This window comes from Gimesia maris (genome assembly GCF_008298035.1).
Lineage (GTDB): Bacteria > Planctomycetota > Planctomycetia > Planctomycetales > Planctomycetaceae > Gimesia > Gimesia maris.
Window position 1 is genome coordinate 1803363 of the sequence record NZ_CP042910.1, and the last position, 20167, is coordinate 1823529.

Genomic DNA, 20167 nt, shown 5'->3' on the forward strand with positions numbered 1-20167 from the left:
CCTCATCAGGCGAGAGCCAGCAACGCCATCGCTCCGTTGCGGCTTATTGGTTATGGATTTGCGACAACAACTCAGTCGCATTTTGGCCTCGCTGGAGGCTGACGCTCAACGTCGTGCCGACAGAAGCAAAAAACGCTCGAAGGTCAGTGCCGGTACGGCAGTGGTAAAAATGCTCTGATGACGTGGCCAACGAAATGAGATACGGTTCGTCAGCATCGTCTCCAAACGCCACCGTTACAATGTCAGCATCCTTTTTCAATTGGGTTGCGATTTCGGAGGTTTTGGCAGGATGGCTCGTCAAACCATCGCTCAGCACCACTACGACCGGGCGTAAGTAGATTTGCGATGGGAAGATTGGACGCTCCAGAATTTCTCTGGAGATGAACAGTCCCGGTGCCATGTTCGTTCCACCACCTCCGATCACCGGATGAAGATGTCCCAACAGGTCAGTAGCTGTTGGGACGTCGTGGCAGAGTTTTGCGTTGGTTTTAAAGTCGATCACGGCAACTTCAAATCCCCCATGATTTTCAGGTTTGGCCAACTCAGTAATCAAAACCTCGCAAGCTTGGGTTGCCTCTAATGCTTTAGTTCCATGCATGGAGCCTGAACAGTCGCGAACCAGAATTGCCAGTTGTTTATTGCTGCGGCCTAGCCAATGTGGGCGAGTGAGACCACTTCGTGGTATACTCATCTGTCGATCGGCTGAGGAATGTGAACCAGATGAAGATTGTTGAGAAAAAGCCATTATTGCGTTCCTATCGTTAGAAAAAGCTGAGATGGACTGAAAACTTCCATATTCAGACGGGCAGTGGCACAGTGCCACCAGTGGCAATAGTCTGCACGATGCTGGCAGAAAGCTGGCCAGCGATTTTCTGCATTTCCTTGGGGTCTGGATCATTGCAAATGGGGAACATGAGCCCTCCGGCTCCCTCACACAGTTCTTTCATCTGTGGTGCAGGCTCACAGATGAGATATAGCAGCAGTCCACGGCTGCGAAGTGCTTCCCCGAGCTCCCGCGCCGAGCGGCCAGAACCAGTTGGTTTTGAGTCAGCCGTGGTCAAGGCCAGCAGAGCTCCGCGAGCCTGCTGGGGATCAGCATTCCAGGGAACCGAATTCGCCAGTTCCTCGATTCCCGACAAATGATGTTCCGGGGCATCTCCACCTCCAGCGAATACAATGTGGGAAAGATCTTTTATGGCTTGTACTGCGGTACCACCATTGGTCAGCAGGACCGGATGCTGGTCATAGTCCTCATCTCCATGCGATTGAAGCCAGACTGTGAGGTTACGAGCCTTGGCTTCAATCTGGTCCGTAATTAGTGGAACCGATTTGAGAATGCCGTCGGCAAACTGCTGACTGCTGCCAGTGCGGTCGACGGTAATCGCCAATTCTACATTCACTTGCAGCTTGGGCCGTACCGCAGGACGAACGACACTCAATTGGGGTGGAGCGTGAAAACTGGATCCGCAGGTGGGGCACGATGTCGCGGTATGCTCTACCAGGGCTTGACAATACTGACAGGGAACTTGCATGTCTTCACCTCATTGTGGGGGACAGGATTCTAGAAATGGACACAGAATACATCCTACTAACGAACCGCCCGCGAGAAATTTCACGACAAATTGAAAAGAATATTTTTGGAATCAGTTGTGAAAAATCGTCCCACCGTTTCGTTGTATTTCTGAGAGCCGGGGTATGCTGTGGTTTCACAGGCGAAATCAACCTGGGCGAAAACCTTTTAGAGGAGAGAGCGATGTTACAAAAGCAGAAGCAGAAGATGATTCCTGCCTGGCGGGATGTCGTACCAGAAGGAACCTTTCACGGTGAAGATGTAGTTCCACCGGGAACATTTCACGGGGAGGATGTGGTACCTCCAGGGACATTTCATGGTGAAGATGTGGTACCTCCGGGAACATTTCACGCTGGGTGAGAAATGTAGAACCATACCTTGGGGAGGGAAACGGGCGACGAAAATACGTCGCCCGTTTTTTTACATGCTGAACCAAGTGGAAATCTTCCAGGTGTGAAACAGTGTTTACAAATCATTGCACACTGAGTTGAAGGGCTCGGCCCCCCCTATTCTGTCGTATTGAAGTCCCCCTCTTCATTAAGCAGCTGCGATAATCTCGCCGGTCAACAGTCAGCTCAACGCATCCAGGGCGGGGTATGGTGCGAGTTGATCAGTGACCTTGATAGAAACAGACTCCGAGAATTCCTGTTGCCAGATTCAGTTGTCGCTTTTCCTGGTCCTGCAGGAGCCGGGAAAATAACACCCAAGAAAGCCTCGAGAAACACTAGCGCCCGTTCTGAACTTGTGTCCTCGTTCGAATTCAAAATATCTGCCAAACCTCGTGCCGCACAGTAGAGTAAACGCACACTTTTCATCTGAAGCTGCATGGGCCTTTCCACCCATAGCGATTCTGAAAAATCAACTTCAAGAATTTTAGCGAACTGATCGATTTCAGCAGTGCCCTCTATAAATTAGCTCTCTGTTTACCTGTCGTTGAAACAGAAACAAGTTCTGAGCACAAGTATAGTTTTAGATGTAGTCACTACACACGTGGTAAGCTCCCTTTTACAAACGAAGAAGATACCTGCATTTTCATATTATTTATTTCTGTCTTTTGGTGAAAAATCACGTCAGGCTTTCGTTAGTTATCCAGGATGTGGACCAGCGTGGTTTGCCATTGCTACAACGTCTAATTAGCGAAAAGCAAGAGGCGTTCCATTCGAACCCATCACGCGCCGCCTGCACCCTGTGTAATGGTACGTTATAAGATGTTGCCTAGGAGCAGCCATTAAAAAAGAAGTACGGCTAACCGACCAGGGGAGCAAACTTAATGAGAAGATACCGAGTTTACTATCGAACTAAAGATGGTCTGGCCGATTACCTTTTCCTGTTCGAAGAACAGCCAGACGGTACATGGCATGCGTACATTGAGTCGCAACCAGGTTATCAAAGGAGAGCCAGTGATGCTCACTCAATACATCGGCTTTCCGATGGCAATCGGAAATACGTCTGTTGGAATACACCTCTCTATTCGTATTCACAGGTTAAGCAAGTTGCCGCTCTGTGGGCTGATAAGACGCAGCAGTATATCCGGACCAGTCGATTCTGAGGTGTCATAAGCCCCTTCTATAGGGCTCCACCGAACCTCATAGCATCTTCGGGATCATTTGTCTGTGTGATACATATAACGGCAGCCGGGGTTACTCGAACGCTGCTCAATCTGCTGCAAGTACACTTTGAGCAGTCACTTACTTTGTACGGCCGACTCAGAGGCAGCAGTCGGACAAAGTCCCAAACCAGGAACAGTCCGCCAGGGGGGCTCTCTCTTCGATCAATCGTTTACTCAATTGCTACAGGCCAAGGTGCTCTGAGAGTTGTTTTTCTACGTTCTCGGAGAACGACTCTGATAACTTCAGTTGGCGTCGTTACTCGCTATGGTTTTTATGAAAGTTCACAGGCGGTAATGGGTGCTAGTTTAGTTCCATTCTCACCTCCGCTACGGGCTTTCACGAATTCAGATATCAGAAAAAACAGCTGGCCACAACGAACTGTATTGCAGTCGCTGGGCCAACCGTTTTCGTGCGTTATCTTATTTACCCATATACAGTGATGTTATGAGAAAGTCGACCTGACCTGACTTTTTGACCACTCACATAGATAGTACCAGTTCCCGGGCCTCCTTGAAGGTTAACGGAACCATTACCGTCTGTGTAACCTGTGCTATGACTCCACGTCCAATGGACTGAAACCTTTCTTCCCCGTTGGGGCTGGCTGTTAGAACGGCCTAAAACAGTCACAGTAATCATGTTGTTGCCTTTCGACTCAAGAAAAGAACCATCGAATGGTACGGAATTAAAGTTCTATGAGGCCTATTTCGTATGCAATTCACGAGTATCTGAAAACGTACCCATGGCATCCAATAGATTGCCCGTGGCACGGCAGTCGGGACAAGTCGGGTGGTTTGTTTCAAGCCCTTCCGGTTGTTGTGGTAACCAGACGGTTTCGTCAAAGAGCTGCCGGCTCTGATCACCACCTCCGAAGACCCTGTCAAATACGTCAAGTGGCAATTCAGGGCTCATGCGGATTTGGATTAAGTTTCGGTTGCCGATCCGTTGCAGCAGCTGATTCCAGCGAGGATGTTTCGAGCCATGTTGCAACAACGCGAGCCCAACGAAGCCTTTGATGGCATTCAGCCTCGTTGTGGAAAAAATCGGTGTTCCGTCCGAGGTGACATTGTTCTGGAAGTTTTGCTCAAGGTACGCACGATACCTGCTTCCAAGAACACATCGTTGGCAAGCGGGTGTCACGTCAGGGTGAGAGAAAGTAACCTCAGCGCCTTCACCCGAGGCATAGACCTGTGCGCACAAAGCTGGAATGCCGTACTGTAGGGCCAGGCGATTGATTCGAGCCTGAGCTTCAAAGCTGTCAGTGAGACCACAGAGCAATACGACTTCTGGCAATACACCCTTGGCACTGATTTTCGGTAGTGCATTGGAGTTGTAGACCAACCCCGATCTCAACGGGGATGCAACCAGCGATTGGAACTCCGTATCGGTATAATTATCATCCAAAAAGCGAGGGACCGCGGACACAGCTGCGTTCGGGTTGATGCTGAGAATACGCTCCGAGACACAATCGACTTTTTGTCTCCCGATATCCTCCCGGTATGTCTGTTGCGTCGCGAGATTTGATTCTGAGACAACATCGCCATCGATCAACACGTGCTCACCAACACCAGCCCGGGCCAGTTCTTCGGCAAAGCACGCAGCTCCTCCCATTCCCACGTAGATCACCCGGCAACGAGACAAACGCTCCAGGTCATAAGCACCGATAACTCGTTGGAACGTGTTACTGGTATCTGTCCATGGTCGACCATTCTCGTGGTGATACCGCATGCAGAGTTTACTAAGAATTCTCACTGAGGGATCTTCAGAGCCGGCAACAACTTTAAGAGGAAAGCATTTTGGAAGCCATGATGCAGAATAGTCGATCAGTTCTTCGCTGTACTGATCCACATCGGGTCGAGGCTCTATGGATTCGTCATCTATGATCTCAAACTTCATAGATTGAATTTCGACACTGCGGCCTTGACGCACTGCTGAGAAGGGAACGAGCTCAAATCGACCTGCATTAGGCTTCGTTACAACTATAGGCATCAGTAAATTCTGCATCGCGCTATTACTAGCAAGAATTCTGGAAGCGTAAGTCATGTCGCCTCCAGAGGGATATGCCATACTCCCTGGATGGCTGTGCACGAAACCAAGTAAATTGATCCCCTTTGGATTCCAGTCTTCAGAGAGGAGTTGCGAAAGGGTTTGATAATCAGGGCTGTAGGTTGCGGCACTGCAACTCGCCGATTCGTCAAAGTGAAAGTGAGTCACGATACCTGTTTCTCGATTGCCTCCCAGCATTCCTCCGGTCTCGGCGGGTTGATTCCCAATTCGTTTCTCGATCTCGTTATAGACACTCCGCGTGATACGGTATACACCGCCAGGATTTTCGAGATCGCACGCTCCGATGTCGTAATTAGAAAGGCAGCATTCCTGCAGATCTTCAGGATTATAAAAGCGTCCTTGGGGTAACTGTTTTTGACGTGGCAGATTCATGAGTGTCTCCCGTAAAGCTTTAAGTTAAAGTGTGAAAAGATCTTTGAATATGGAGAGCCAAGCAGGCCCCTGCCGGTGGATTTCCACCGCAGGTTTCGAGGGGCATCAGACCTGTGACACAGCCATTACCAACCCTCCTGTTCTGATGAGGGGATAGTGAGAAGAGGTCTGGGTGTTTTCCCCCTGACTCAGAAGACTTGAAAGACCAGAAATGCCCCAAAAGCTCACTTCTCAGGAGATTAACGAAGATACGCCAGAGATTTTCACGAAAAGTCATTCATTTTTATTTGTGAAAATCATGGTTCTTTCTTCTTTAAAAGCTTATCTCTGGTGGGATTTAAGTGTTACGTTTCAGGAGCCAAGCCACTTGATGCATTGAAGTGTGATGTAGCAAAGTGTAGTTAATTCAACTGGATTTACCAAAATCAACCTAAATTTCGCTGAATCGTTAAAAGCAGTAATATGCGGAATAAAGCACTGATTCAGGGGTAAAAAGCCGCTGTCAGCGAAAGCTTAATTCTTATCATCGGCGAGGATAAAGACGATGTTCGGCTTCGAAGGAGCAGTTGCAGAGAGCGTTGTTCTATCTGGTATCAGGAAATAAAGTGATACGGCAATGAGTGTCAGTCGGGCGAGATTTCTCATGATTGCTTTCAATTGAACTGTCGATTTGAAGATTCAGAAAAAAGTTCGTGGACTATGTTTTGAGTTCACTGATACTATAATGCTCCTGAATTCCACGACGAACGTCAAGCATACGATTTCAGATTCATGGTTGAGGATTGTTTTTCATGTTATTTACCTGGTGGCGGAACCGCAGACGCAGAAAGATTCTGGCTTCGCCGATGCCAGACAGTTGGTTAACAATCCTGGATCAGAACGTATCGCAGCTCTCCCGGTTGACCGAGGCTCAGCGGACGCTGCTTTATCAGCGTGTGCAGATTTTCTTCAAAGAAAAGTACTGGGAAGGCTGTAATGGTTTTGAAATTACCGAAGAAGTCAAATTGACAATCGCCGGGCAGGCCTGCCTGTTGACACTGGGGTTTGCCACCGACTGCTTTGATCGCCTGCAGACGGTACTGGTTTATCCTGATACTTATATGGCACGCGAGGAGATGCTCAACTCGATCGGCGTGCTGACAGAAGGGACGTCCTTCCGCCTGGGAGAATCCTGGGGACAGGGGCCGATCGTGTTGTCGTGGGAAAGTATTCGGGAGGGAGGGCAGATTCCCGATGATGGTCGCAATGTTGTGATCCATGAATTCGCGCATTATTACGATGCCATTGACCGGCAGTTTAATGGTACTCCACTGCTAAGTGGTCCCGAAGAATATCGGCGCTGGAATGAAGTGATGACCAGAGAGTTTCAGAGGCTGGTTTCACAGGTACAACAGGGGCAGGACACATTTATTGATCCATATGGCTCCACCAATCCGGCTGAATTTTTTGCCGTCTGTTCCGAACATTTTTTTGAACAACCGCGACTCATGCAGGAATATTCTGTTGATCTCTATGAAACTCTGCGCATGTTTTATCGGCAGGATCCAGCGCGGCAGTATTAAGTTAAAATTGTCTTAATGTGCCAGAAATGATTATGGATTTTATGAACTGGACTACTTACTATATGTCAAGTAGGAGTTCTGTTCGTTAGATCATGTGGCGCTCCGGGAAGTCTTCGCGGCAGCAAGATTGAGACAGGAACCGTGATGAGTGATTCTGCCCCCCGTCGAGTGAAACAGTCTGTCCAGAAGCCTGCCAAAGCTGAAAAATCTTCACCTGCAAAACCTCGGAAACGTTCCAGTCGCGAGATACAGAAACTGACGCCGCGTAAAATCATGCAGGCATTCGAAGGGAATATCGAGCCGGTCACTCCCACAATGATGTATCGCCTGTGTGCGCTCCTGGTCAGTTTCGTCATGGTTTTACTGCCGCTGATCTACATTGCGATGATCGGTGGGGTGATCTGGGGCGTTTATTTTCATGCCGTTCATTCACTGAGTATGTTTGAAGCCGGCAGTTCGAGTTCTTCGACACGCAATCGAGGCAAGGGGATGATCCTGCTGCTGCTGGTGTATCTGACACCGATTATCGTCGGTGTGATTCTGATCATTTTCATGTTGAAGCCACTCTTTTCGCGGCCTTCTCATTCTTCGGCGTTTCGTGCATTGAAGCGGGAAAAAGAACCACTGCTGTTTATGTTTGTCGATCAGGTCTGTGACGCCGTCGGTGCGCCGCAACCGGTGCAGATTAACCTTGATATTCAGGTCAATGCGTCCGCCGGTTTCCGGCGGGGCTGGTTGAGTATGCTGGGGAATGACCTGGTGCTGACAATCGGCATGCCTCTGGTTGCCGGTTTATCGCTGAGGCAGTTTTCCGGAGTACTCGCACATGAATTTGGTCATTTTTCGCAGGGAGCCGGCATGCGACTTTCGTTTATTATCCGCAGTATCAATATGTGGTTTATGCGCGTGGTCTACGAACGTGATGCATGGGATGAGCGGCTGGAGTATCTGTCGCAATCCATCGACATACGTGTGAGCTGGGTTTTGTACCTGGCAAGGCTGTTTGTCTGGCTCACACGAAAAATTCTGTGGTTACTGATGATGGTGGGACACCTGGTAAGTGGTTTTCTGATGCGGCAGATGGAGTTTGACGCAGATCGTTACGAGGCACGTCTGGCGGGAAGTCGCTGTTTTGCAGTGACCAGTAAACGGCTGGCGTTACTGGGAGTCGCCAACCAGGGGGCATTAAGTGATCTGGGACAGTTTTATGCTGAGGGGCGACTGGTTGACAATTTCCCTGCATTGATCAATATCAATTTGAATAAGCTGCCGGAAGAAGTAAAACAGGCTGTGAATAAGCATATCAAAGAGGAGCAGACCGGCTGGTTTGATACGCATCCTGCGACGCTGGAGCGAATCGCCAATATCCAGGATGAAGATCCGGAGGGAATCTTCCAGTTGAAGTCTCCAGCAACGGTTTTGTTCAGCGATTTTTCCCGGGAAGCCAAATTTGTCACACGTGATTTCTATTACGGGGTGTTCGGCAAGAAAATCCCGCGCGAAGACCTGCATTCGGTGGATGAATTACAGATTCGACTGGAAGCAGAAAATGAGTCCCATAAAGCGGTGCAACGATTTTATCAGGGAGCGATTTATCCGAACCGCCCACTGCTGTTTTCCGAGTCCGCCATTCATACCCCGGATGATGCAAAGCAGTGTGCACAGGAATTGAAAAGCAGTCGAGAGAAGCAGTTGAAATATCGGGTGAAATATAAATCCTTTATTGATGAGTATCGTGAATTTGAGTCAAAATCAATGAGTGTGACGATGGCCGAAGTCGCTGTACGCGCGCGGCTCAAGCTGGATATTGATGATCCTTTTTTCAAATCGTTGAAGAATTACGATAAGGTCATCAATGCAAAGCATGGTATTGAACGGAAGAAAAGCGAAACACGCGGCGAACTGGAAAAGTATGAAACACTGGTCGTGAATCGACTCGAACGGGGCCTGCAGTTGTTTCATGTCCCAAAAGTGCAGGCTCAGATTGCTGATGCTGCTCTCTGGGAACGTGACTTGCCTGATCTGCTGCTGGCGTTACAGGCCACGAATTCACAGATCAGCCGTTTATGGGAACTGCATATGAACTCGGTTGCGCTTCAGGTGTTACTGCGTTTTTTTGATGATTTGCGTACCGATGATAAATATTGTGAAGTGGTGCTTTCCGAAATGGAGAAAATGGAAGCGCTGCTGAATTCGATTTACAATCGTTTTAAACGCCTGCTGTATCCTTTTGAACATTCTCGTGTCGATATTTCGATTGCCGAATTTGCACTCGCACGGATTCCGGAATCGAATAACCCAGCAGAGCTTCTGGGTGCGGCAGAGGCTCTGTTCGATAGTCTGATGGCCTTGAATCATCGGGTGCTGGGACGTCTCTGTCTGCTGGCAGAGCAAGTGGAAACACTACTGGGTTTTGAAGTGTTACCCGAGTATCAGGAAGCAGACACTGACGAACAGGAATCGTAAATGAAGTGTCGGGCTTTCATTTCTGCCGGTTTCATCCCCATAGCTACTCAGCAGGCGACGGATCAGAATGCATTGATGTATATGCGTTTTTGATGGTTCTGCCCGATTTCGATCGGCGGATTTTGCCGATTGTTGAAGCAATGTGAACATATAGGGTCTGCTTCAGATAGGAATTCGAGAAGAGTTCCGGGATTCTACGACTTCTTTCATCCCAGGCTTAACGGTGGTCGATAAATGAAAAGGAGTCCTGGTGTTTCGTAGATAGAATCTACCTTTAACTATTCTCACCGGGACTGAATGTAGAACGGATTCAATTTCGAGTCACTTTCAGGTCAGCAATGCCTGTTTTAATACTTGTGTCTGCCCAGGATGGTCTGAGTGTTTCTCACAATGGATAGTGAAAAATCACAATTAAATTTTGTGAGGTAATGGAATGCGAAACTCAACAATATGGACAATGGTCCTCTTTTCCGGAGTGGCCGCTCTTTTGACAACGGGATGTTCTCACTCTCCGAATATGGTGCGATCAGGCCTGAAGTTGCCAATGGATGAGTCTCCCCAAATGATAATGGCGCGACAGGCTGAAGAAAAAGGTCAGTTCGTCAAAGCCGAGCAGACTTATCGTGTCATGTTACAGCGAAATCCAGGGAACTCAGTCGCTTTACATCGTATGGGGATTGTCAACTCAAAATTGGGCCGACATGAAACTGCCACCAAATATCTGATGGAAGCAGTCAAGGTTCAGCCCGAGAATCCCAAATATCTGACAGACCTGGGTTATGCCCTTTATCTGCAGAATGATCTTCCCGCTGCTGAGATTGCACTGGAAGAATCGATCAAACGAGATCCCAGTACTAAACGCTCCTTCAACAATCTGAGCCTCGTGTTAGGGCATCAGGGACGCATGGACGAGGCTTATCAGGTAGCTCGTACTGTGATGAGTGCTGAAGAAGCGCATGCCAATCTGGGATATATCTCCCTGCAGAGAGGTATGCTGGATGATGCAGCCCGGCATTATCACCGCGCTTTAGAAATCAATCCAGACCTGGATTCGATCAAGGAAGCCGTGGTACAGGTTGCCCAGCTGCAGAAACAGCAGATGGAAAAAACAATCTCACAACCTGAGGTTCAGGTTGCACAGACTCCTGTCACAGAACCAGTCCCAGCTGATTCGTTCGTGTCTGAAGTCGTAACTGTGACAGAAGAGTCAGTTGTTTCTGAATCAGAAGACACAGAATTCAGGATCATCACAGAAGCTGATGCAGAAGTGATCGGAACTATGGAGCAACCTGTGGCTCAGATTTCTGCAGTCCAGGAATTGCCGATTCAGGGTTTTGAGCCTCCTTTGCATGTGAGCAACGACGACTATATACCTTCAGTTGATAATACGTTTCTCAAAACCGTTCAAAGTCTGGAATCTGTGACCAACGTTCGCAGTGTCGAATAAGCGAAGAAACAAACAAAATACAAAAGCAGCAGACGTCGATTGACGACTGCTGCTTTTTTAATGCGCCGTTTACTTCCCAACAGTTTAACGAGAGGTTAGGGGGCGACTGTCGGAGTTGCTTTTGCAGAAAAGCGACTGGCTCCCATCAAAGGATCGTTGGGATCAATTTTCTGGAATAGTAATTTTCGAGTCACATTAGACTTTTTTTTGGGACCGCCAGTTCTCTGCACATAAGTAGGAGTCAGCTCTAAATGTTTTTCAGAGAAAGCATGGAAATCAAAAAATAAAACGGCATTGATTTCCGTTTTTCGCATGTCGAGGACCATTTGCTGTGGATCCGATTCTGTATCGAGGTAAAAGGCGCCTTTACGCCGTTTTCCCAGATGCACGCTGTAGACGCTCCCATCTCTATTGAAAATCATGTTAGGTCCGCTGGAGTTTTGCCATCGCCCGATCAGCAAGTCTCGTTCAGACTTTTGGCAGGAACTCGCCAGGCAGACCAGTGACAGTAACGCCAGTGCTGAATACTTCAATTGCGTCCGATTCTTCATGGTTCTTTTTTCTCAACTGCTTGATGTCGCGTTAGACCGATCCAGGTTATTAGTCACCCGGATTGGTATTTTGGTCATATACCATAGTTAATGTAAAGATGAACAAGATGGGTGCTGTGAAGATTTTAAGGAATTAGGATGGAATGAGCTGATCCCCTCATCCAGCCCCTGATGTGAAAAGAGCTTCCTTACCTGTCCATATTTCTGCTTCGTTTCTCTATCAACGCAAGCGGTAAACCATTCACTCGACTGAAATTTCTCACCCTGGTTCTGAAAAACCAGCCGACGGTCCTGAGACCGAGCCTTTCCGCTGCGTTTCCTGCCTGATCGTCATAACCGATACGACCAGATTTCTTATCAAAAGCGTTAAAGTCGTTGTAAAGCAATCTGAACATTCCAGGTCGAACTCCCGCTTCTTGCTGACCGCATCTTTTCGAATACAGCTTTATTCCGAATATATAAGTTATTCTGATTAAATGGTTTATGTCGAAAATCCTGGTTGTAGGTTTCATAGGCGTTCTTCGTATGGCACGCATATTGCCTAATGTAACAGGCATGCCGGTTATTCGGAGATTACTGAACAGTCCGAATATGACGGTTATACCATTCACAAAATGATTCTCCTGTCTGAACGTGTCAGGAGAAGTTAAGTGCATAGAGAGAGTGTGTGGCGACCTGAGAGACCGTTGCACAAGTCGGTGACCTGAGAGACCACCGATGACTGATTGACTGAAGCGGAGAGAACTTCTGGTATTTACCCTGATTTTATGGTGAGTGAGGTAATTGAGTTCCGCCTCGAAATCCAGATAAGGAAAGCCTGAGAAACTTTCCTCTCCCGCTTTAGCCAATCGGCATTTTTCAATCGACCAACAGTATCAGAGGCAGGGAATCGTCCCTGTGAGAAACACAATTTATCGTGCAACAGCGTTGATCAATCTGTTCAACAGACAGGTTGATTTCGTGCTGTTGAATCCTGTACGCCCTGGAGTGATTCTCCAGAGCGGATCAAGCAGACTTTTCAATCAAAATGCGGAACATCAAGATCACAAAAGGAGCTTCCCATGCATCAATTTGTCAAACAATTCTGGAACGATGAAGGCGGATTCGTTCTCTCGGCTGAACTGGTCATTATCCTGACCGTTGCCGTCCTGGCGATGATTGTCGGCTTAAGTTATGTCCAGACGGCTGTCATCAGTGAGTTTTCGGATATCGGGACTGCGATTTCTTCATTGAATCAGAGCTACGCTTACAGTGGCTATTATTCGCAAAGCTACTTTGGAAAATTTAAAGCCTTCTATTCTGGATCATGTTATTTCAACTATCCACGAGGCGGAGCGGTTCTGGGGTACAACAGTTGTAATGTTGTGGGGAACGGTGGCAATTATGGTGGAACTCAAGGCAGTTACTCCCGAGACCTGGTCCTGGAACCTGAAGTGGTGGATCAGCCCTGTGAACTTTGTAAACCAGGGGCTGTGCAGGAAGACGTGATCGAAGGTCCTGATCTGGATTGCCCCGGTTGTGTGCCTGGCGAAGAGAAAGTGATTCCTGAACCTCAGCCTCAACCATCATCCACTCCTAATGTACAACAGAAGTAGAACAATGTGGGCTCGTCGGGCAGGATCTCCCGCGGGACCCACCAGACCGGGCATGTGGTAGCTAAAGGTCGGCCAGTCTTTCCGATAAGAGACTGTGCCGATCTTTTTTGCATTCAGCAGCTTTGTTCAAGAGTTAATCAAAATAAAAAAAGCCACTTGCAGAACACTGCAAGTGGCTTAAAGTGGAGGATACCGGGCTCGAACCGGTGACCTTTTGGCTGCCAGCCAAACGCTCTCCCAACTGAGCTAATCCCCCAGAATGGTGTTGATTCCCGCTGAATCTAAGGCTAAGGATAGAAAATAGTTTCGGCAATTCAAGAGCTGAGAAACAATCTAAATAAAAAAACGCTCAAAAATCGTACTGAGAAAACAAAAATGGGTTGTTCCAAGTGAAAACCCAGTGAAGGTTTAGGTGATTTTGTGATCTGAACTGTGAACCCCGGGCGTGTAATACAGCTCTGAGAGAATGAACAGGAGCCGGTGGTCTGTATGCGGCTTGTTTTGCTTGAGTTTCACATAAAAAATCAGGGGCAATGAATGGCCGTTCGATCGATCTCTCGATTACATGAACATCGGCGCTGGGTAAACCAGGCTTTACTGGACTCGGCAGAAGCACTTTCGGATAAGCAGCTCCATCAGAGTTTTTCCATCGGCCAGGGATCTGTCTGGCGGTCACTGGTGCATCTATATGCGGCTGAGTATGTCTGGCTGGAAGCATTACAGGGAAACGAGTCTCCCGTTTTGCCCGGCGATGTGGCAGAGGCACTGCCGGGAAATCAGCAGGGAGCAGGTGGGATCAGGTCCCTGGAAGAACTGAAGCAGAAATGGAATGCACAGGAACAGAGGTGGATTGACTATCTGGAGCAGATTTCGACGGAAATGCTGGATGACCTGGTCAATAAACGGAGTACGAGCAGTGGAAAAGGGCGCGTGCATCAGACGCGTTGTGAAGATATATTGCTGCATGTTTGTACGCACGCGCAATATACCACAGCGCAGGTTATCAACATGCTGCGACAGATTGGCATAGAGCCTCTGCCGGCAACGATGCTGATTACCCTCGCTCGAACGCAGATGGGCACAGTAGACTGACCCGGATTAGCCAGTCTGCAGTGACTCAGTTAAACTTGCGGATGACACCCTTCACCACACCCAGCACCTGAACGTCGGTGGAATAGATGGGGGACATGGTCGAATTGGCAGGTTCCAGTCGCACACGGTCTGCTTCCTGATAGAAGCGTTTCAATGTTGCCTCCTGATTATCGACCAGTGCCACGACAATTTCGCCCTGCTGGCAGGTGTCCTGCTTTTTGACAACGACAAAATCTCCTTCTTGAATCTGTGCTTCAATCATGGAGTTGCCTTTGACTTTCAGGCAGAAATTATCGCCACTCTCAAACAGAGCGCTGAAATCAACCTGTGAGTCATCTGCCGCTGGTGGGATGATTGGTGTCCCAGCCTGTAGTGAACCGGAAAAGGTAACGTTTGCCGGTTTCTGTGCATTGTCACAAAGTTGAATGGAACGTGAGATATGGGATTTACGTTTAATCAGCCCTTTTCGTTCCAGAGCTTTCAGATGTCCCATCACACCGTTAGGAGACCGGATATCGAATGCATCGCCGATTTCCCTGACCGTGGGACCATATCCACGGTTAACAATTTTGTCTTTCAGAAATTGATAGATCGCCAGTTGCCGCTCCGTCAATTTGACATTTTGATTTATCATGCCTGCTTCCTCATCACATACACTATCGCTAAACGGTTACACCATAGTGATCACACTCTAAATAGCGTTTTCACTATACAATGGCCCGTTCTTTACACTAATGGACTCATGAGACCCCAAAACCTAACACAGTTTTCAATAAATCTGTGTAAGCTGTTGCGAAAGCGAAAGATGTGCGGAAAGCACACCGCTAAAGCATGTAAAGTAATAATGATGATATCAACTGGTGACTTCGGCTGCAAAGGCTTCAGAGGCAACCTGCTTGATTTTTGCCAGATCGAGTTTACCGGTGCCCAGCAGAGGGATGGCTTCGACTTCCAGAAAACTATCGCTGGAAGGCATCCAGAGATTGGGCAGATTTTCGCTGGCGAGCGTTTTGAGAATCTCATCGACTGAAATCTGCAGTGGTTTATGCAGGACGATCAGCCGTTCCCCTTTTTTCGGATCGGGAACCGAAGTCACCGCGACCTGGACTTCCGGTTCATCTTCCTCCGGGTTGCTGACAATGTCGATGATGAGTTCTTCAATCCGAAGATGCGGGACCATTTCTCCGCCAATTTTGGAGAAGCGGGTCTGCCTGCCGGTGATTTTGATAAATCCTTCATTATCGATGATGGCAAAGTCACCAGTATTGTACCAGCCGTCGATAATGACCTCTGCTGTTTTTTCCGGATTATTCAGATAGCCCTTCATGACATTGGGCCCCTTGATAAACAACAGGCCTTCCTCTCCGTCAGGGAGATCTTCCCTCGTATCCGGGTCCACGGTTTTGGCCATGACACAGGGGATGGGACGGCCTACGGTGCCCGGCTTGGCACTGACTTCTGTCGGGTCCAGCTGTCGTGTGGGGGGAACATTCACCGCAGCGACGGGAGAGAGTTCTGTCGTGCCGTAACCTTCAGTCGGGAAGATGCCGAATTTCTCTTCAAATTCTCTGGCCAGGCTCTGAGGCAGTTTTTCTGCGCCGGTAATCACAATCTCCAGTGACTGGAATTGTTCCGGTGTGCAGCGTTTCAGATAATGCCTGAGGAACGTAGGCGTGGAGGTAAAGAGTGTGACTTTGTATTTTTCAATCATTTTGCCGACGGTGCGGGCATCGGTCGGGTTAAAGTGGAAACAGGATCGCATGTTTCTGGCAAAAGGCATCCAGAGTGCAATCGTGTAGCCGAACGAATGGAAGAACGGCAGGATTCCCAGGATGCAGTCACGCCGGGCGAGTTGCAGCAGGTCGTCGGCTGAGTTGATATTGGAAATAATATTATGGTGAGTCAGCATGACTCCCTTGGGGCGTCCTGTTGAACCGGAAGTGAAGATGACAGTACTCAGGTCGTCTGAGCTGACCTTGGTCAGACCAATAATGCGTTCGATCAACCAGGCCGGGAGGATGTAAGCCATGAACAGGCTGATGAGTTTGTCAAACAGGGACGCTTTGAGTTTGATCTCATCGACCAGGACCACATTCGCATCCATTTCGATGGGCTTTTTCTCCAGGAACTTGCTGCTGGTCAGCACGGTTTTGATGCCTGCTTCCCGGATACAATAATTGATATCACTGTCAGACAGGGTGTAGTTCAGGTTGATGGGGACGCGGCCTGAAATGGCAAGGCTGGCATTGACCGCACTGCCGCCTACGGAAGGAGGCAGCAGGACACCGACCATTTTTTCATCCTGCTTCAGAACGTATTTGTTGAGCAGTCGCCTCATCAGCAGCGCACCGGTCAATAATTTTCCACCCGTCAGTTCCACTCCCGTGGAATCGGCTACTTTTTGCTGGAATCGTTGACTCTTACATTTTCTCAGAAACAATCTTGGCGCTATCATTTGATATGTCTTTCGAAAATTGGCAGATTCGACTCCCAGGTTTTGCACTACTCTACGGACGTGCTTTTCATTTTCGGGATGAAGAATGGGCTTCCCGAAGCGAATGGAAACGGGATAAGGCCATCTGCGAGGTTTTTTCCAGAAAAATTTTCCGCCATGAAAACTAAAGATACTCCCCCAGAGTTCATCAATATAGACGGGTATCACCGGGGCGCCTGTGCCTTTTATGATTTTCATCAGACCCGATTGAAAAGGCTGCAGGTATCCCGATCGGGTTAATTTCCCTTCCGCAAAGATACAGACTAATTCTCCGTTTTCAATGGCAGATCGGGCTGTTTTGATGGAGTGCATTAATGCTTTGGGGCCATCTTCTACATTGATGGGGATGGTATTATACAACTTCGTAAGCCACGCGACCCAGGGGCCCTGGACGTAGGTGGAATAGGCAATCATGCGGACCGGTCGCGTGGATGTCAGGATCAGGAACACGCCATCCAGCCACGAGACATGGTTGGCTACCAGCAGGGCTCCCCCCTTCGGAGGCAGATTTTTAACCCCCTTCACACGCAGTTTATAAATCGTACAACTAACCAGCCAGACCATGAAGCGGATGGTTGCATTGGGGAGCAGCTTGAAAATATAGATCCCGACCGGAATGGTGAGCAGGCCCAGTACCATGAAGATCTGGCTGGCGGACATTTCGAGTTTTGCCTGCATGACCCAGAAGCCAAAGGAAGCGATCAGAATAAACAGGAAGGCCAGGAAGTTGGCAGCTGCCAGGATACTGCCCCGCGTGTCGACGTCACTGCGATGTTGTAGAAACGTTTCCAGCGGAATATCAAACAGTCCGGAACTGACCCCCAGTAGAAACAGCCACAACAGGGAGAGACCGTAGAGCAGTTGTGAGTTCGACTCGGATCCAGGAATGACACTGTTTCCGGTGAAGTAGAGCAGCAGCGAGGTGATGACAATGCCGGCAGCCCCCAGGGGGACAATTCCCAGTTCGATGCGTCCGGAAGACCAGATCCCTGCGAGCATGCTGCCCAGCGCCACGCCGAAGACGAGGATTCCCAGCAGAGGACCGATATCTTTCTGAGTCAGATTCAGTTCATTGATGCCGTACGTATCCACGTTCATCTGTGCCAGCGAAGCCAGCATCCAGAAAAAAGCGACACCTAAAGCGGTTCTCAACAGGGGAGTACTGCTGGTGAGCATCTGCATCTGATGCCAGGTCTCTTTGGCGGGATTATAGGGAAACTCTCGATCAGGAGCAGCGGGTTCCAGCTTCCTGATTTTCAGGCTGGTGATTGTTCCCAGCACAGCGACACCTACCAGGGTGAAGGCGGCGAAGCTGATATCACTAAAAGAACCGGGGGCGGAGAGACTGGGTTGTGTAATGTGATACAGATAATTGCCTGCGATAAATCCCATGGCCGATGACACAACAGTCGTCAATCCCATGATACCGTTACCGCGTGAGAGGCGATTATCTCGCAGCATTTCGGGGATACTTCCAAACTTGGCAGGACCGAAGAGCGCACTCTGGCAGCCCATGAGAGCCACGATGAAAAACAGCAGATAGAGATTCCCGATCAGAACTGCACAGACCCCTGCAATCATAATAAAAATTTCTGCGACTTTGCAGGCAATGATCACCGTACGTTTACTGAAACGGTCTGCCAGATAACCGGCGAGACTGGCCAGCAGCAGATAAGGGAGCGTAAAGCAGGCCAGTCCTAAGGAAAGCGCATTCGCATCACCGATCTCCGGTTTGGCGATGGGAATGATGAACCAGCGAAACATATTGTCGTTCATCGCTCCCAGAAACTGAGTGCCGAGCAAGGCCAGAAATGAAGGCGAGTTCAGCGTCCCTTTGCGTACACCGCGTTTTCGGGGTTCTGTTTTTGCGGTGATCGTGGAATTCATGTTATTAAGCGATCCAGATTTTCGTACGGCTTGGTTCAATCGTCTGGATTCAACCAGAGTCACTTGGAGTACAAGCTTGGGAAATATACTTGAAAGAAAAGCAATCAAACTGATCACTTCTAAGAAGGCGAAGTGTGGCCCAAAATATCACGCGAAAAAACACGATGATAGAAAAGCAAGGGGCATACTATTCCAAAAAGTATTTATCTGTAAAGACTTAGATATTGAATGGCTTTAAAGAATCTACGAGAGGCAACCTGGTGTGTATGTATGTTCAATTGTTGTAGGGTCAGGGAATGAAGGTGAACGTCCCCGAATTATTTTCTGCCAGTTCCCGTATGGTCTGTTCTCCTTCAAGGCTGCCAAAGCAGATACCATTCACCGTAACTTTCTGATTACGGTATTTCTGCGCAGCGACTTTATTAAAGGACTTCACGATCACCGGGTCAAATTGACCGTCGGTCAGAAAGTAAATAGTATCCGGCTGCAAACTCAGAGCCAGCAGTAACGCCTGATAGGGTTCCGTTGTTCCGATACCGGGTACTCGGGCAACCCAGTTGAGATATTTCTTTTTTGCCTGATTTGTGGCAGGTTGTAACGCACGCGCGGGCATGGGGATTGCCATGTCGCTGAAGAAGATTACAAAAAACTGCTGATCTTCGTCCATGGAGTGGATCGCGCGTGCCAGTTCGAGTTTGACGCGACCCAGCCTGGTTTTTCCCTCACTTTCATGTGGGAAATTCATACTGTTGGATGAATCGACCACGTAGACGATTTTTTTACTCTGCGGATTGATTCCGAAAAACCTCCCATTCCCATTTCCCGAGTCAGAACCGTTTTCTCCATTTCCGAGGGCTGTCGAGGTCAGTAGTGCGCCGACAATTTCTGAACCGTATTTTGTGGTCAGCGATTCTTCAAACTGTGTTGCTTGGGGCAGGGGGCCCTGTAGATACGATGACTGGGATTCAGGATCTGGCGCAGAAGTACGGTCAGCGATCAGAGGTAATCTGGAAAGCAGAGCAGAGTTACTGGGGCTCTGTTTCTGGATGACGACGGGTACCAGTTCCTGTATTTCTGGTTCCTGTTGATCTTGTGTGGGCGTCCAGCGGGTCTGGATGGTATCTGTTGACGTTGAACGCTGTCTATCGAGCTGATGTTCGAAAATCAGCGACAGACTGCCAATAATAAGCAGGTGAACCAGCGTAGAGACTCCCAGACCCTGATTCCAGCGCATTTGTGAATCAGAATGTGAGGATGGGGGCTGCATGGTATTCTTGACCGGATTGAACGAGAGATAAGCCTGCTTTTAGTAAAATCGGCAGGTTAGCTACTCTGATTCTAGCGTTAATTTTGAGGAAACAACAGAAGTATTCAATGAATCGGACTTACGGGGGCGTCAGCAGAGTGTGTGGCGTAGCGTTTTGCCGGTATTCCCACGAATGCAGTAAAATACGGCT

At 48.7% G+C, this 20167-nt stretch carries 13 protein-coding genes and 1 tRNA gene; 6 read left to right on the forward strand and 8 right to left on the reverse strand.

The features are described 5' to 3' along the window. Window positions 1-43: 43 nt before the first annotated feature. Together GmarT_RS06855 and GmarT_RS06860 are read right to left on the reverse strand one after the other, a co-directional pair. Window positions 44-745 (reverse strand): vWA domain-containing protein, encoded by a 702-nt coding sequence (locus tag GmarT_RS06855; RefSeq protein ID WP_044239725.1) that lies wholly within the window; start codon window positions 743-745, stop codon window positions 44-46. Between the two features lie 52 nt (window positions 746-797). Further along, on the reverse strand, window positions 798-1532 hold the full coding sequence (locus GmarT_RS06860) for a hypothetical protein (protein WP_044239722.1): 735 nt from the start codon (window positions 1530-1532) through the stop codon (window positions 798-800). A gap of 221 nt (window positions 1533-1753) precedes the next feature. Here GmarT_RS06860 and GmarT_RS29415 point away from each other — a divergent pair, with 221 nt between their 5' ends. Then, complete coding sequence (locus GmarT_RS29415) at window positions 1754-1930, forward strand: hypothetical protein (RefSeq protein WP_155367920.1); 177 nt, start codon at window positions 1754-1756, stop codon at window positions 1928-1930. 1949 nt (window positions 1931-3879) lie between these two features. On the opposite strand, the gene GmarT_RS06865 is transcribed toward GmarT_RS29415, so the two are convergent. After that, on the reverse strand, window positions 3880-5616 hold the full coding sequence (locus tag GmarT_RS06865) for a ThiF family adenylyltransferase (RefSeq protein WP_002648602.1): 1737 nt from the start codon (window positions 5614-5616) through the stop codon (window positions 3880-3882). 791 nt (window positions 5617-6407) lie between these two features. Between GmarT_RS06865 and GmarT_RS06870 the strand changes: the two genes are divergently transcribed. The 3 genes from GmarT_RS06870 (at window position 6408) to GmarT_RS06880 (ending at window position 11091) form a co-directional block, all read left to right on the forward strand. Then, window positions 6408-7178, forward strand: a complete 771-nt coding sequence (locus GmarT_RS06870) for a M90 family metallopeptidase (protein WP_002648600.1) — start codon at window positions 6408-6410, stop codon at window positions 7176-7178. Between the two features lie 144 nt (window positions 7179-7322). Next, the gene (locus GmarT_RS06875; RefSeq protein WP_002648599.1) at window positions 7323-9644 is read left to right on the forward strand and encodes a M48 family metallopeptidase; all 2322 of its coding nucleotides are present in this window, start codon (window positions 7323-7325) and stop codon (window positions 9642-9644) included. Between the two features lie 544 nt (window positions 9645-10188). Then, complete coding sequence (locus GmarT_RS06880) at window positions 10189-11091, forward strand: tetratricopeptide repeat protein (RefSeq protein WP_052301280.1); 903 nt, start codon at window positions 10189-10191, stop codon at window positions 11089-11091. A gap of 95 nt (window positions 11092-11186) precedes the next feature. Here the strand turns inward: GmarT_RS06880 and GmarT_RS06885 are convergent, their stop codons facing one another. Further along, entirely contained in the window at window positions 11187-11642 is a 456-nt protein-coding gene (locus GmarT_RS06885) for a hypothetical protein (RefSeq protein ID WP_002648596.1), read from the reverse strand. Between the two features lie 1061 nt (window positions 11643-12703). On the opposite strand from GmarT_RS06885, the gene GmarT_RS06890 reads away from it, so the two are divergent. After that, window positions 12704-13237 (forward strand): Flp family type IVb pilin, encoded by a 534-nt coding sequence (locus GmarT_RS06890; protein ID WP_002648594.1) that lies wholly within the window; start codon window positions 12704-12706, stop codon window positions 13235-13237. A gap of 183 nt (window positions 13238-13420) precedes the next feature. On the opposite strand, the gene GmarT_RS06895 is transcribed toward GmarT_RS06890, so the two are convergent. Further along, a tRNA-Ala gene (locus tag GmarT_RS06895) sits at window positions 13421-13493 on the reverse strand. Between the two features lie 281 nt (window positions 13494-13774). Between GmarT_RS06895 and GmarT_RS06900 the strand changes: the two genes are divergently transcribed. Continuing rightward, window positions 13775-14329, forward strand: coding sequence for a DinB family protein (locus tag GmarT_RS06900; protein ID WP_002648593.1), 555 nt, complete (start codon window positions 13775-13777; stop codon window positions 14327-14329). A gap of 25 nt (window positions 14330-14354) precedes the next feature. On the opposite strand, the gene lexA is transcribed toward GmarT_RS06900, so the two are convergent. From lexA to GmarT_RS06915, 3 genes are all read right to left on the reverse strand, one after another. Continuing rightward, a complete protein-coding gene (lexA, locus tag GmarT_RS06905; RefSeq protein ID WP_002648592.1) occupies window positions 14355-14963 on the reverse strand; it encodes a transcriptional repressor LexA in 609 nt (202 codons plus the stop codon). A 219-nt stretch (window positions 14964-15182) separates the two neighbouring features. After that, window positions 15183-18710, reverse strand: coding sequence for an acyl-[ACP]--phospholipid O-acyltransferase (locus GmarT_RS06910; protein ID WP_002648591.1), 3528 nt, complete (start codon window positions 18708-18710; stop codon window positions 15183-15185). A 289-nt stretch (window positions 18711-18999) separates the two neighbouring features. Next, window positions 19000-19977: a vWA domain-containing protein gene (locus GmarT_RS06915; protein WP_154931381.1), complete on the reverse strand. Its 978-nt coding sequence runs from the start codon at window positions 19975-19977 to the stop codon at window positions 19000-19002. Between the last annotated feature and the right edge of the window lie 190 nt (window positions 19978-20167).